The sequence below is a fragment of the Aeromicrobium sp. 10G20-16 genome (assembly GCF_055809665.1).
On the sequence record NZ_CM147919.1, the window covers coordinates 2,255,827 to 2,268,954 of the forward strand.

The window sequence follows — 13,128 nt, forward strand, 5'->3', positions numbered from 1 at the left end:
CCGATGAGCGTCGACACCACGAGCGAGACGTACGCGAACAACCGCGCGGCGATGCTGGAGCGGGTCGCCGACCTGGCCGAGCAGCACGCGAAGGCGCTGGCCGGAGGCGGCGAGCGGTACGTCGAGCGTCACCACGCCCGCGGCAAGCTGACCGCCCGCGAGCGCATCGAGCTGCTGATCGACCCCGACGCACCGTTCCTCGAGCTGTCGACCCTCGCGGCCTGGGGCACGAACTTCGCCGTCGGCGGGTCGATCATCACCGGCATCGGCGTCGTCGAGGGCGTCGAGTGCATGATCGTGGCCAACGACCCCACCGTGAAGGGTGGCTCCTCCAACCCCAGCACGCTCAAGAAGGGCCACCGCGCGGCGCAGATCGCCGCCGAGAACGGGTTGCCCACCATCAACCTGGTCGAGTCGGGCGGCGCCGACCTGCCCACCCAGAAGGACATCTTCATCCCGGGCGGCCGATCCTTCCGCGACATCACCCGCGCCAGCGCCGACCGTCGCCCCACCGTGGCGCTGGTGTTCGGCAACTCCACCGCCGGCGGCGCCTACGTGCCCGGCATGAGCGACTACGTGGTCATGGTCAAGGAGGGCGCCAAGGTGTTCCTCGGCGGTCCGCCGTTGGTCAAGATGGCCACCGGTGAGGAGTCCGACGACGAGTCGCTCGGTGGCGCCGAGATGCACGCCCGCACCTCGGGCCTGGCCGACTACCTGGCCGTCGACGAGCGGGACGCGATCCGCCTCGGCCGCTCCATCGTTCGACGGCTCAACTGGCGCAAGTCCGGCGCCGCGCCGGTGGCCAGCTACGACGAGCCCGTCCTCGACCCCGAGGAGCTGCTCGGGGTCGTGCCCACGGACCCGAAGACGCCGTTCGACCCGCGCGAGGTCATCGCCCGCCTGGTCGACGCGTCCGAGTTCGACGAGTTCAAGCCGCTGTACGGGTCCAGCCTGGTCACCGGGTTCGCCCAGCTGCACGGCTACCCGGTCGGCATCCTCGCCAACGCGCAGGGCGTGCTGTTCAGCCAGGAGGCGCAGAAGGCGGCGCAGTTCATCCAGCTGGCCAACCAGACCGACACGCCCCTGCTGTTCCTGCACAACACCACCGGCTACATGGTCGGCGCCGAGTACGAGCAGGGCGGCATCATCAAGCACGGCGCGCAGATGATCAACGCGGTGTCGAACTCGACCGTCCCACACATCTCGATCGTGATGGGCGCCTCCTACGGTGCCGGCCACTACGGCATGAGCGGGCGAGCGTACGACCCGCGTTTCATGTTCAGCTGGCCGAATGCGAAGTCCGCGGTCATGGGGCCGGCGCAGCTGGCCGGGGTCATCTCGATCGTGGCCCGCGGCGCCGCCGAGGCCAAGGGCCAGCCCTACGACGAGGAGGGCGACGCCGCGATGCGGGCGATGATCGAGGAGCAGATCGAGAAGGAGTCGCTCGCGTACTTCACGTCGGGCATGCTCTACGACGACGGCGTCATCGACCCCCGCGACACCCGCACGATCCTCGGCATCTGCCTGTCGGCCATCCACACGCGCCCGGTCAAGGGCGCCGACGGCTTCGGGGTGTTCCGCCTGTGAGGCCCGGCATCTATGAGGGAGCGCCAGCGACCGAGGCGGGGCGACCGGGAGCTGCCCGGCTGTGGTTCGCCTCGCTTCGCTCACGCTCCTCGCAGGGCTCGTCGCTGGCGAACGGGTACTGCTCGCCAGGGAGGCCGTTTGCGGCCGACCGTGAGGGAGCGCCAGCGACCGAGGCGGGGCGACCGGGAGCTGCCCGGCTGTGGTTCGCCTCGCTTCGCTCACGCTCCTCGCAGGGCTCGTCGCTGGCGAACGGGTACTGCTCGCCAGGGAGGCCGTTTGCGGCCGAGCGTGAGGGAGCGCCAGCGACCGAGGCGGGGCGACCGGGAGCTGCGCGGCTGTGGTTCGCCTCGCTTCGCGCACGCTCCTCGCAGGGCTCGTCGCTGGCGAACGGAAGGGGAAGCGCATGATCAGCTCAGTTCTCGTGGCGAACCGGGGGGAGATCGCGCGGCGGGTGTTCCGCACGTGTCGCGACCTGGGCATCGCCACCGTGGCGGTGCACTCCGACGCCGATGCCGACGCGCCGTTCGTGCGCGAGGCCGACCGCGCCGTGCGGCTGCCCGGCAACAGCCCGGCCGACACCTACCTGCGCGGGGACCTGGTGATCGAGGCCGCTCGCCGCGCCGGAGCCGACGCCGTTCACCCCGGCTACGGGTTCTTGTCCGAGAACGCCGAGTTCGCCCGCGCCGTGATCGACGCCGGGCTCACCTGGATCGGACCGAACCCCGACACCATCGACCAGATGGGCTCCAAGATCCGCGCCAAGGAGCTGATGAAGGCCGCCGGCGTGCCGATCCTCGAGGTCGACCCCGACACCGCGAAGCCGGCCGACTTCCCGCTGCTGGTCAAGGCGTCGGCCGGTGGCGGCGGGCGTGGCATGCGCGTGGTCACCGACCCGGCCGATCTCGCCGGTGAGCTGACCGCCGCAGGCGCGGAGGCACGATCGGCGTTCGGCGACGAGACGGTCTTCGTCGAGCCCTACCTGCCCGGCGCCCGCCACGTCGAGGTGCAGGTCATGGCCGACACCCACGGCACCACCTGGATCGTCGGCGACCGCGACTGCTCGATCCAGCGCCGCCACCAGAAGGTCGTGGAGGAGGCGCCCGCGCCGAACCTGTCCGACGCCGCCCGCACCACGCTGCACGACGCAGCCCGCGCCGCGGCCGAGGCGGTCGGGTACGTCGGCGCCGGCACGGTCGAGTTCCTCGTCGACCAGTCTCGATCGGAAGGGGAGCGCGTCTTCTTCCTCGAGATGAACACGCGCCTCCAGGTCGAGCACCCGGTGACCGAGGAGGTCTTCGGTCTCGACCTCGTGGCGCACCAGATCGAGGTCGCGGAGGGAGGCGCTCTCGATCCGGGTGCCACCTGGGAGCCGCACGGGCATGCCGTCGAGGTGCGCCTCTACGCCGAGGACCCCGCCGACGACTGGGCGCCGCAGACCGGTGAGATCCGATCGTTCGAGATCGAGGGTGACGTCCGGGTCGACTCCGGGGTCGAGGCGTGGTCGGTCGTCGGGATCCACTACGACGCGATGATCGCGAAGGTCATCGCGCACGGCCGGGACCGCGCCGCTGCGATCCGTCGGCTCGACCGTGCACTTCGCGGGGCGCACGTCCACGGTGTCGTGACCAACATCAACCTGCTTCGCGCCGTTCTCGCAGACGAAGAGTTCAGGGCCGAGCGTGTGCACACAGCCCTGCTGGCCGAGCGACTCGCGGACTGGGTCCGGACAGACGAGTCGGACGATCACGTGTACGCCGTGGCGGCTGCCGTCGGACAGGCATCCCGCGCGGCCTTCGAGGCGAAGGTGCTTGCCGGCATCCCCGTCGGGTTCCGCAACGTGATCTCACAGGACCAGGTGCGTACCTATCGGATCGGCACAGGCGAGCCGATCGAAATCCGTTACGTCGTCCGGCGTGGAGCCTTCGACATCGACGGCGTCACGGTCGTCGAGGCGGCACCGGCCCAGGTGACGCTCGAGATCGACGGAGTACGCCGTACCTTCATGGTCAGCGAGTACGAGGACTCCGACGATGTGGACGTGTGCGGCCCCGACGGTTCGCGCTCGTTCACGCCGATCCCGAGGTTCGTCGACCCGGCCGACGTCGTCGCCGAGGGATCGCTGCTGGCGCCCATGCCTGCGTCGGTGGTCAGCGTGGCCGTCGAGCAGGGCCAACAGGTCACGAAGGGCGACGTCGTCGTCGTCCTCGAGGCCATGAAGATGCAGCACACCATCACCGCGCCGACCGACGGCGTCGTCGCCGCGCTGGACGTCGCCGCCGGCGCACAGGTCGAGTCCGGCACCGTCCTGGCCGTTATCGAGTCCACCACCGAGGAAGAGGATCAGACATGAGCACGTTCACCGAGACGCAGGAGCGCCAGGAGCTGCGCAAGGCCGTGGCCGCGCTGGGCGCCAAGTACGGCCGCGACTACTTCGAGAAGGCGGCCGCCGAGGGTCGCAAGACCACCGAGCTGTGGACCGAGGCCGGCAAGCTGGGCTACCTCGGGGTCGCCGTGCCCGAGGAGTACGGCGGAGGCGGCGGCGACATCGGCGACCTCGCCGCGGTGTGCGAGGAGCTGGCGGCCGCCGGCAGCCCGTTGCTGCTCATGGTCGTGTCGCCGGCGATCGTCGGCACGATCATCGCCCAGTACGGCACCGAGGAGCAGAAGCAGCGCTGGCTGCCGGGCTTGGCCGACGGCTCCTCGACGTTCGCGTTCTCCATCACCGAGCCCGACGCCGGCTCCAACTCGCACAACATCGTCACCACCGCCACGCGCGACGGCGACGACTGGCTGCTCAACGGCACCAAGTACTACATCTCCGGCGTCGACGAGGCCAGCCACGTGCTGGTGGTCTCGCGGACGGCCGACCACAGGACCGGCAACCTCAAGCCGGCGCTGTTCCTGGTGCCGACCGATTCGGCGGGCTTCTCGTACTCCGAGATCGACATGGGCATCGTGTCGCCGGAGAAGCAGTTCACGCTGTTCTTCGACGACGTGCGGGTGCCGGCCGATGCGCTGATCGGCAGCGAGGACGCCGGCATCGAGCAGCTGTTCGCCGGCCTCAACCCCGAGCGCATCATGGGCGCCTCGTTCGCGCTCGGCACCGCGCGGCTCGCCCTGGCCAAGGCGGCCGAGTACGCCCAGCAGCGCCAGGTCTGGAAGACGCCGATCGGTGGTCACCAGGCGATCGCCCACCCGCTGGCGCAGTCCTACATCGAGATCGAGATGGCCCGACTGATGACGCAGAAGGCGGCTGCGCTGTACGCGGCCGGCGACGCGATGGCAGCCGGCGAGGCCGCCAACATGGCCAAGTACGCCGCCGGTGAGGCGGTCTGCAACGCGGTCGACCGTGCCATCCAGACGCACGGCGGCAACGGCCTGGCCAACGAGTACGGTCTGGTGCAGATGTTGGCCGGATCGCGGCTGTCGCGCATCGCTCCGGTGAGTCGCGAGATGGTGCTCAACTTCATCGCCCAGTTCTCGCTGGGTCTGCCCAAGTCCTACTGAGGAGCATGATGAGGGAACTCGTCCACCTGGAGATCGCCGACGGCGTCGCGACCATCACGCTCGACAGCGAGCACAACCGCAACGCGCTGAGCCGTCAGCTGGTCACCGAGCTCGGCGACCACCTCGCCACCGTCGACGCCGACCCCGACGTCAAGGTGGCGCTGATTCGGTCCGCCGGACGCGTGTTCTGTTCCGGCGCCGACCTGTCCGAGGCCGCCGCCGACGGGATGGAGCAGGGTGCGCTCGCGATGATCGACATGCAGCGCCGGATCGCCGGACTCGGCGCTGCCGTCGTCGTCGAGCTGGCTGGCCCCGTGCGTGCCGGTGGGCTCGGGGTCGTCGGCGCCGCCGACATCGTGCTGACGGCCGAGTCGGTCACGTTCGCGCTCACCGAGGTGCGCCTCGCACTGGCACCCGCGGCGATCAGCGCGAGCCTGCTCCCGCGCCTCACCGACCGCGCAGCGGCCGACGTGTTCTTGACCGGCCGCACGTTCGGGGCGGCCGAGGCCGCCGAGCTGGGCCTGGTCACCCGGGTCGTGCCCGACGACCAGCTGGCCGACGAGGTCGCGTCCGTGCTGGCCGACCTCGCGCTCGGCTACCCACAGGGGCTGCGCGAGACCAAGAAGCTGCTCAACCGCGAGCTGCTGGCCCGCATCGACGCCCTCGGCCCCGAGCTGGCCGCGCAGTCGGCGGCCCTGTTCGGCAGCGACCAGGCACGCGCCGCGATGCTCGCCTTCCTGGAGCGTCGCAAGGGATGAGCGCCCGCCGAGCGTCAGTGCAGGCGAATCGTTCGCGTGGCGGCGCTGCTGTGGCGTGAACCCTGGTACTCCAGACGCAGGCGTGGATCGATGCGCTCGTCCTCGGTGTCCCAGTCGTGGGTGGAGCCGAACAGCGTGATGGTGGCGCGGCCGCTGGTGAGCGGGACCTCGGTGCGGAACTGCTTGGTGCCGATGACGATGGTGCCTTCGGCGGGGAGCCCGGTGGTGCGGTCGGTGACCTCGATGTCGACGACGGTCTTCTTGTGGCGGACGTCGACCTCGGCGTCGATGGCCACCCGCCCCAGCAGTGTGACGTCGACGTCCGGCAGCGTGCGGTCCTCGTCGACCTGCAGCTCCTGGGCCTCCGTGGCGTCGTTGCCTCCGTGCCATCCGTCGGCGAAGTCACCGTCGACGGTGTCGCGAGCCGCGAGGCGGTAGGTGCCGCCGGACAGGTTCTCGATCACGAACAGTCCGCGGCGCCCGGTGATGGCCGAACCGGCCACGTGGTCGTCGGCGTCGACGGCCACGACCGAGATGCCGCTGAGGCCGCGGCTGCGCGAGCTGACGACGTGGCCGCTGATGGCTGCGGTCTCGCGCACGTGGCGCGCAGGCGACTCGTCGGTCGACCCGGGTGCGTCGGTGGACTCAGGTGAGTCGGTGGACTCGGCGTGATCGTCGCGTGCCTCGGCGTCGGACGGCTGCTCCGCCGGCGGCTCCGCGACCGGCTCGTCGTCCGGAGCCCGGTCGGTGGGGCCGCCGAGTCGCGGCGGTGCGACCTGGCGCCACCGCGGGTCAGGGTCTTCGGACTCCAGCGCGGGTGACGGCTCGACGTCGTCCGCGCTGTCTGGCTGGTCGGTCACCGCGTGATCGATCGCCTCGTCCTCAGGGGTCGGGACGGTCGCGGGAAGCTTCGTCGGCGACGGAGGAGGGATCGGTCTCGACCTCCTCGGGCGCGCTGGGCTCGCGCGGCACGGGCTCGCGGGGAGCCCGCTCCGGCGTGATCCTGTCCTCCTCGGGCAGGCCCACCGGGGGCGGCTCGATGTGCAGGCTGCGGACACGACGCCGCCGTGGGATCGGCGGCGCGACGGGCTCGGCGACCGGGTGCTCGGTGGCCGCGGACTCCTCGACGTCGGCGGTCGCTGCAGTGCTCGATTCTGCCGTGCTGGATTCTGCAGTGCTCGATCCTGCTGGGTTGGTCTCGGCGGGTGCCTGCGCCTCGTCGATGCGGCGGGCGAGCTGCTCGGCGGCGGTGGCCTGCGGTGGATCGTCGGCGTGGCCGAGGATGCGGCGACGACGGCGCTGCAGCGGAGACTTGCGGCGCGGGGTCTCGATCGGCGGTTCGGGTGCGGGCGTCGCGGTGACCGGGGGACCGACCTCTTCGTCGTCGGGGAGGGCCCCCGTGTCGGCAGGCGGGGCGTCGTCGAGGAGCAGGTCGTCGTCGGCCTCGGCGGCGAGCTCGTCGTCGTCGATCTCCGGATCCTCGTCGAATCCGGCGGGAACGGGCGGGATCTCGGTCGGGGTCGCGGTGTCGGGGGTCTGGTCAGGAGAGGTCTCGTCGGCGAACTCGGCTGCCGTAGGAACGCCGGGACCGGCGATGGAGACGCGGGGCGGGCGCTCCGGCTCGCGGTCGGGGCCGGAGCCTGCGGGGCGATAGATGACAGGACTCATCTCAGCACGCACCTGTCGGGTGGAGCGAAAGCCGACACCGGGCTCGTCCGGCGCGGAGGTGGTGGGGCGAAACCGACCGGGATCGGGGGAGTACACGATCGAACCCGGCTCGGTGGACCGCGAGGGTCCGGCCATCTCCGCCGGCGTCGAGGACGGCGGGCGGTCGACGTACGGGCCGCGGTGCCGCGGCGGTGGCGAGTCGGCGTTCGGCTGCATGCCTGATGCCTCCTCGACCATGCGTCTCAGGAAGTCCGAGTCCTGGTCCACCGGTCGCTTGCGGTGGATCATTGTGGTCCTCACACCTCGGATGCCGTCGCTCCAGTATGTGGGGAGAAGGCGGCGTGGGTGCGCAGGCGCGAGGCGTGTCGGGCAGCATGGTGAGCTCGTTGTCGGGGACCAAGGTCCTGTCAGCGTACCTCGGGGTGTCTCGTCCGGCGGATGTGTGCCGACCGCCACCGGCCGCCGCCTACACTGGTGAGTTCCCCGAACCGGCATGCGCCAGGAGTTCCCGGGGTGAAGGAGTGGGGTGGGTTCCAAGAACGCGGAGCGCGCGGAGATCGCAGCAGAGCAGGCGTACGTCGACACGGTGCACGAACGGCTGGAGGCGTCCGCCGAGGTGGCCAGATCCTTGGTCAAGGAGGGCATGGCCCGAGGGCACGTGGGCAACGAAGGAGGCCTGGTCGAGCGCGACGCCATGGTCTACCAGGCGTCGCGGCGACTGTCGGCGCTGCACGCAGCGCACGACGGGCTGGTATTCGGGCGCCTGTCCATGCTCGATGGCGACTCCCGCTACATCGGTCGCATCGGCGTCCGGGACGCCGATCGCGAGATCCTGCTGATCGACTGGCGTGCCCCGGCTGCCTCGCTGTTCTACCAGGCCACTGCGCAGGACCCCGCCGGCGTCGTCCGTCGCCGCGTGCTGCGGTGCAGCGGCTCCACCGTGGTGGGCGTCGAGGACGACCTGCTCGACGCCGACCACGCCCCCGACGACATGGTCGTGGTGGGCGAGGGGGCGCTGCTGGCCAGCCTCAGCCGGGCCCGTGACTCCTCCATGCACTCGGTGGTCGCCACGATCCAGAAGGAGCAGGACGAGGCGATCCGTGCGCCGATCCGCGGCGTCACCACCATCGGCGGTGGTCCGGGCACCGGCAAGACCGTGGTGGCGCTGCACCGGGCGGCCTTCCTGCTGTACTCGGACCGCCGACGCTTCGAGTCCGGTGGCGTCCTCGTGGTGGGGCCGTCGTCGGTGTTCATGAACTACATCGAGCGGGTGCTGCCGAGTCTCGGCGAGACCAGCGTGACGCTGCGATCGCTCGGTGAGGTGGTCGACGGGATCAAGGCGGCGCGCCACGACGATCCGGTGGCCGCGGCGGCCAAGGGCTCGTCGCGGATGGTCAAGCTGTTGGCCCGTGCGGCGGCGGCACCGAGCCCGGACGCACCCGATCGATTCCGCTACTTCTACAAGGACGACGTGCTCGCGCTCGACCCGGCGGCCCTCGACCGGCTGCGACAGCGGCTGCTGTCGGGTGGCCGGCGCAACCAGGCGTACGCCCGGGTGCCGGCAGCGGTCGCGACCGCACTGTGGCAGCAGGTCTCCGGCGAGCGCGCGCTCGAGAAGGGTGAGGAGGCGTTCGTCGACGAGCTCGGCACCGACGACCGCTTCGTCGACTTCGTCGAGGACTGGTGGCCCGTGGTCGACGCCGTGCAGGTCTGGCGCACGCTGCCGACCCTCATCGACCGCTACGGCGGTGGCTTCAGCGCCGCCGAGAAGTCGGCGCTGGTCGAGTCGTGGGCCAGCGGTGAGCCCAGCATCGAGGACGTTCCGTTGATCGACGAGCTGCGCTACCTGATCGGCGAGGAGCCGGAGGCCGACTCCGAGGACGACGACTCCCCCAAGCAGCTGATGCAGCTTCGAGCGGCGCGAACGCGAGGACCGCGACGAGCGGCACCGCGCGAGCACTCGCACCGACGACGACGGATTCGCCCACGTGCTGATCGACGAGGCGCAGGACCTCTCGCCGATGCAGTGGCGCATGGTCGGACGCCGAGGTCGCTACGCCAGCTGGACGATCGTCGGCGACCAGGCGCAGTCGTCGTGGCCCCACCCGCAGGAGGCGGCCACGGCGCGCGCCGCCGCGCTGGAGGGCAAGCCGGAGCACGCCTTCCGGTTGAGCACCAACTACCGCAACTCCGCCGAGATCTACGACCTCGCCGCCCGCGTGGCCGGTCACGCGATCCAGGGCGCCGACCTCGCCGAAGCCGTGCGCCGCACCGGCCATGAGCCGCAGCACCGCGTGGTGCAACAGCTCGGCGAGGCCGTCGTGGCCGAGGCGCGCTCGATGCTCGCGGAGGTCGACGGCTCGGTCGCCGTGGTCACGCCACGGGCGCGGGTGGCCGAGATGTCCGAGCTGCTCGGCGACCTCGGCGACCGGCTCCGCGTGCTCGACGGCCTGGACACCAAGGGCCTGGAGTTCGACGCCGTCGTGGTCGTCGAGCCGGACGAGATCGTGGCCGAGGCGCCTCCCGGTGCCGACGGTGTCGACGGGGTCGACGGTGGACCTGGTGTCGGTGGAACGGGTTGGCGCACCCTCTACGTGGTGCTGACGCGTGCGACCCAGCAGCTCACGACGATCGGCACGAGCGATCTGTGGTTGCGCCAGCTCGCATGAGGTCCCTGCTGAAGGCGCTGCTGCTGGTCCTCGTCGGACTGGCCGTCGCCGCACCCGTCACCGCGTCGACGTTCCTCAACGGCGAGCGCGAGGTCGTCATCGGGGCGCACGATGCTGTCGTGTCGCCCACCCTCGGTGGCCACGCCGTGCTCGACTTCGGGCCCCTGCTGCCGCGCCTGCGACTTCCCGCCGACGCGCCGGCCAACATCGGGGTGACGATCCGCCTCGGCGACACCGACGTGAGCAACCTCGACCAGCTGGTGGCGCGCGACGCGGTGATCGCCAGCCAGCCGGAGGGCGAGATCGCCGCGGTGCGCTCATCGCTGCTCTCCATCGCGCGGGACGCGCTGCTGCGCGGCCTGGGTGTCGCGCTGCTCGTGATCGTGCTGGTCGTCGTCGGCTGGCGCGTCACGGGTCCCGAGCGTCGGCGCGAGATCGCGCGGAGGGCGCGTCGCCCCGGTAGGCGGGGCGTGCTGACCGCGCTCGGCACGGCGGTCGTGGTGGTCCTGGCGCTGTTCCTGGTGTCGGTGCCGGACCGGCCACGGGGAGACCTCACCGCGTGGGCCCCCATCCGTCAGGTGTTCCCCGAGCTCCCCGACGACGCCGTCCTGCGCACCCTCGAGGTCTCCGAGGGCGCGACGACCGCCGGCGGTCGGGCGCTGGTGGAAGGCGCCCTGAAGACCTACCGCGAGTCCCTGACCTTCTACGGCCAGCTGGCGATCAGCGCCAGCACGATCGACGTCCGTCGACCCGGGGAGGGCGAGTCGACGGCGTTGGTCGTGACCGACCGGCACGACAACATCGGCATGGATCCGGTGGCGCGCGCGGTTGCCGATCGCGCCGGTGCCCGCCTGCTGATCGACCTCGGCGACGACACCTCCACGGGAGCGTCGTGGGAGACCTTCAGCATCAACTCGCTCGCTCGCGAGTTCCGCGGATTCGACGTGGTGTCCGTCGCCGGCAACCACGACTCGGGACCTGCGGTGGTCGAGCAGATGAAGGACAAGGGATTCACCGTTCTCGGTGGCGAGCCCGAGACGGTCGCGGGCATCCGCTTCATCGGCGGCAGCGACCCCCGCAGCTCAGGCCTGACCGCCGGCTACGACGGGAACTCCTCGGACAACATCCGCGCCATCGGGCTGCAGGACGAGGCCTTGACGAAGGCCGCGTGCGAGGACGGCGAGGTGACCACCGCAGTGGTGCACAGCCCGTCGTCGGCGAAGGACCTGGCGGCCTCCGGCTGCGTCGACCTCGTGCTGTCCGGACACCTGCATCGCCAGGTCGGACCCGACGAGGTCGTCTCCGTCGGTGCGCAGGCGCCCGCAGGGCGCGTCACGACCACGTTGACCACGGGGTCCACCGGAGGGGCGGTCTACGCGTTCGCGCTGGGCAGCAAGCTGCGTCGCACGGCCCAGGTCACCGTCGTCACGTTCGACGCCGACGGTCGGCCCATCGGCCTGCAGCCGGTGAGCTTCCAGCCCGGAGGGATCATCGACGTCGCGGACTACCGTCCGCTGACCCTGTCCCCGGAGCCGTCCCGCGCCTCCGGGACCGGTGAGCCGTCGCCCGGTGCGGGTGCGTCGCCGACACCCGAGGCCGGCTGAGCGACCGTCAGGTGCAGCGGTCGACGATGAGACGCGCGTAGACCTCGGCGCAACGGACCACGTCGTCGATCGACACGGACTCGTCGACCGAGTGCGCCTGACCCACGTCACCGGGGCCGTACTGCAGCGTGGGGATGCCCGCCGCGGCGTACTGGCGCAGGTCCGAGCCGTAGGGGGCGCCGGCGATGGCGGCGGCGCCGGCGCCGCTGGCTGCGACGACGCCGCTGACCTGGTCGGCGAGCGGATCCCCGTCCGGGAGTCGGCCGGCGGCGAACCGTCCGCCCGGCCACGTGACGAGCGGGGGGTTGTCCTTCAGCCAGGGGTGCTGCGCCGCTGCGGCCGCGACCGCCTCCTCGAACGCCGCCTCGGCCTGGGCGAACGACTCGTCGGCCATCACGCCGAACCGGCCCTCGGCGACCAGGCGGTCGGGCACCGTGCTCGACCACTCGCCGGCCTGCACCATGCCGATGCTCAGCGGCCACGGATCGACGTCGAACGGCGCAGGCGGGTGCGAGTTGCGGCGGGCGTCGAGATCGAGCAGGGCGTGGTGCAGGTGGTCGAAGGCGAGGATGGCGCTGTGCCCTCGACTGGGCATCGATCCGTGGGTGGCCTGGCCGCTGACCTCGAGCCGGAAGGTGAGTGCGCCGGCGTTGGCCGTGACGATGCGACCGCCGGTGGGCTCGGCGATCACGCAGGCGTCGCCGGTGTGGCCTCGCAGCAGGGTGCCGAAGGTGCCGACTCCACCGTCCTCCTCGCCGATCACGGTGTGCACGGCGAACGGGCGGGTCAGCACCGCCTCGGTGTCCGCGACCGCGCGCGCCGCGGCGATGATGGCGACGACGCCGCCCTTCATGTCGCAGACGCCTCGTCCGTACCAGCGGCCGTCGTGCTCGCGCACGTGCCACGGGTCGGCGTTGGTCCAGTCCTCCGACTCTCCCGTGGGCACGACGTCGAGGTGGCCGTTGAGCACCAGCGCCGGTCGTCCCGGAGCCGAGACCCCCACGCACCCCCATGCCTCCTCGCGGTCGACCTCCTCGCCGGGGAAGTCCGCTCGAGCGCGCAGGTCGTCCAGGTCCATCCGCCAGTGGTCGACCTCGAGCCCGAGTCCGGCCAGGGTGGCGGCTGCCCACCGCTGCGCGTACACCTCCGCGTCGGACCCGCCGGTGCTCGGGATCGCGATCAGCTGGGCGAGGTCGCGCCGGATCAGGTCGACGTCGATGTCCATGCGGTCAGTCTGGCAGGCGCGCGCTGCGTTACGCTCCTGCCATGACCGACAGCACCTCCACCTGGTGGCGCCACCTGTAGGTGGCCTGTCGGACCGTTCACGCCCAGACC

At 71.5% G+C, this 13,128-nt stretch carries 9 protein-coding genes; 6 read left to right on the forward strand and 3 right to left on the reverse strand.

Annotation, left to right across the window (positions count from 1 at the left end; translation table 11 throughout):
* The first annotated feature begins 3 nt into the window (after positions 1-3).
* The 4 genes from AC0L5F_RS11380 to AC0L5F_RS11395 all read left to right on the forward strand — a co-directional run bounded on the left by AC0L5F_RS11380 (position 4) and on the right by AC0L5F_RS11395 (position 5,852).
* Entirely contained in the window at positions 4-1,587 is a 1,584-nt protein-coding gene (locus tag AC0L5F_RS11380) for an acyl-CoA carboxylase subunit beta (protein WP_473313479.1), read from the forward strand.
* Between the two features lie 403 nt (positions 1,588-1,990).
* Positions 1,991-3,937 carry an acetyl/propionyl/methylcrotonyl-CoA carboxylase subunit alpha gene (locus AC0L5F_RS11385; RefSeq protein ID WP_473313480.1) on the forward strand — a complete coding sequence of 649 codons (1,947 nt, stop codon included), beginning with the start codon at positions 1,991-1,993 and terminating at the stop codon, positions 3,935-3,937.
* Positions 3,934-5,094 carry an acyl-CoA dehydrogenase family protein gene (locus AC0L5F_RS11390; RefSeq protein WP_473313482.1) on the forward strand — a complete coding sequence of 387 codons (1,161 nt, stop codon included), beginning with the start codon at positions 3,934-3,936 and terminating at the stop codon, positions 5,092-5,094. The genes AC0L5F_RS11385 and AC0L5F_RS11390 overlap by 4 nt, the downstream gene beginning before the upstream one ends.
* A gap of 8 nt (positions 5,095-5,102) precedes the next feature.
* Entirely contained in the window at positions 5,103-5,852 is a 750-nt protein-coding gene (locus AC0L5F_RS11395; RefSeq protein WP_473313483.1) for an enoyl-CoA hydratase-related protein, read from the forward strand.
* Positions 5,853-5,866: 14 nt separating this feature from the next.
* Here the strand turns inward: AC0L5F_RS11395 and AC0L5F_RS11400 are convergent, their stop codons facing one another.
* A complete protein-coding gene (locus AC0L5F_RS11400; protein WP_473313484.1) occupies positions 5,867-6,712 on the reverse strand; it encodes a carboxypeptidase-like regulatory domain-containing protein in 846 nt (281 codons plus the stop codon).
* Positions 6,713-6,734: 22 nt separating this feature from the next.
* Entirely contained in the window at positions 6,735-7,808 is a 1,074-nt protein-coding gene (locus AC0L5F_RS11405; RefSeq protein ID WP_473313485.1) for a hypothetical protein, read from the reverse strand.
* 1,880 nt (positions 7,809-9,688) lie between these two features.
* On the opposite strand from AC0L5F_RS11405, the gene AC0L5F_RS11410 reads away from it, so the two are divergent.
* Both AC0L5F_RS11410 and AC0L5F_RS11415 read left to right on the forward strand, forming a co-directional pair.
* A complete protein-coding gene (locus AC0L5F_RS11410) occupies positions 9,689-10,189 on the forward strand; it encodes a hypothetical protein (protein ID WP_473316232.1) in 501 nt (166 codons plus the stop codon).
* The gene (locus AC0L5F_RS11415; RefSeq protein ID WP_473313486.1) at positions 10,186-11,793 is read left to right on the forward strand and encodes a metallophosphoesterase family protein; all 1,608 of its coding nucleotides are present in this window, start codon (positions 10,186-10,188) and stop codon (positions 11,791-11,793) included. The genes AC0L5F_RS11410 and AC0L5F_RS11415 overlap by 4 nt, the downstream gene beginning before the upstream one ends.
* A gap of 7 nt (positions 11,794-11,800) precedes the next feature.
* Here AC0L5F_RS11415 and AC0L5F_RS11420 read toward each other — a convergent pair whose 3' ends face one another.
* Complete coding sequence (locus tag AC0L5F_RS11420; protein WP_473313487.1) at positions 11,801-13,018, reverse strand: ArgE/DapE family deacylase; 1,218 nt, start codon at positions 13,016-13,018, stop codon at positions 11,801-11,803.
* Between the last annotated feature and the right edge of the window lie 110 nt (positions 13,019-13,128).

What these genes read in the sequence shown, in the direction of transcription:
- AC0L5F_RS11380 (WP_473313479.1), top strand. Translation starts at nt 4, where the DNA reads ATGAGCGTCGACACCACGAGCGAGACGTACGCGAACAACCGCGCGGCG.
- AC0L5F_RS11385 (WP_473313480.1), top strand. Translation starts at nt 1,991, where the DNA reads ATGATCAGCTCAGTTCTCGTGGCGAACCGGGGGGAGATCGCGCGGCGG.
- AC0L5F_RS11390 (WP_473313482.1), top strand. Translation starts at nt 3,934, where the DNA reads ATGAGCACGTTCACCGAGACGCAGGAGCGCCAGGAGCTGCGCAAGGCC.
- AC0L5F_RS11395 (WP_473313483.1), top strand. Translation starts at nt 5,103, where the DNA reads ATGAGGGAACTCGTCCACCTGGAGATCGCCGACGGCGTCGCGACCATC.
- AC0L5F_RS11405 (WP_473313485.1), bottom strand. Translation starts at nt 7,808, where the DNA reads ATGATCCACCGCAAGCGACCGGTGGACCAGGACTCGGACTTCCTGAGA.
- AC0L5F_RS11415 (WP_473313486.1), top strand. Translation starts at nt 10,186, where the DNA reads ATGAGGTCCCTGCTGAAGGCGCTGCTGCTGGTCCTCGTCGGACTGGCC.
- AC0L5F_RS11420 (WP_473313487.1), bottom strand. Translation starts at nt 13,018, where the DNA reads ATGGACATCGACGTCGACCTGATCCGGCGCGACCTCGCCCAGCTGATC.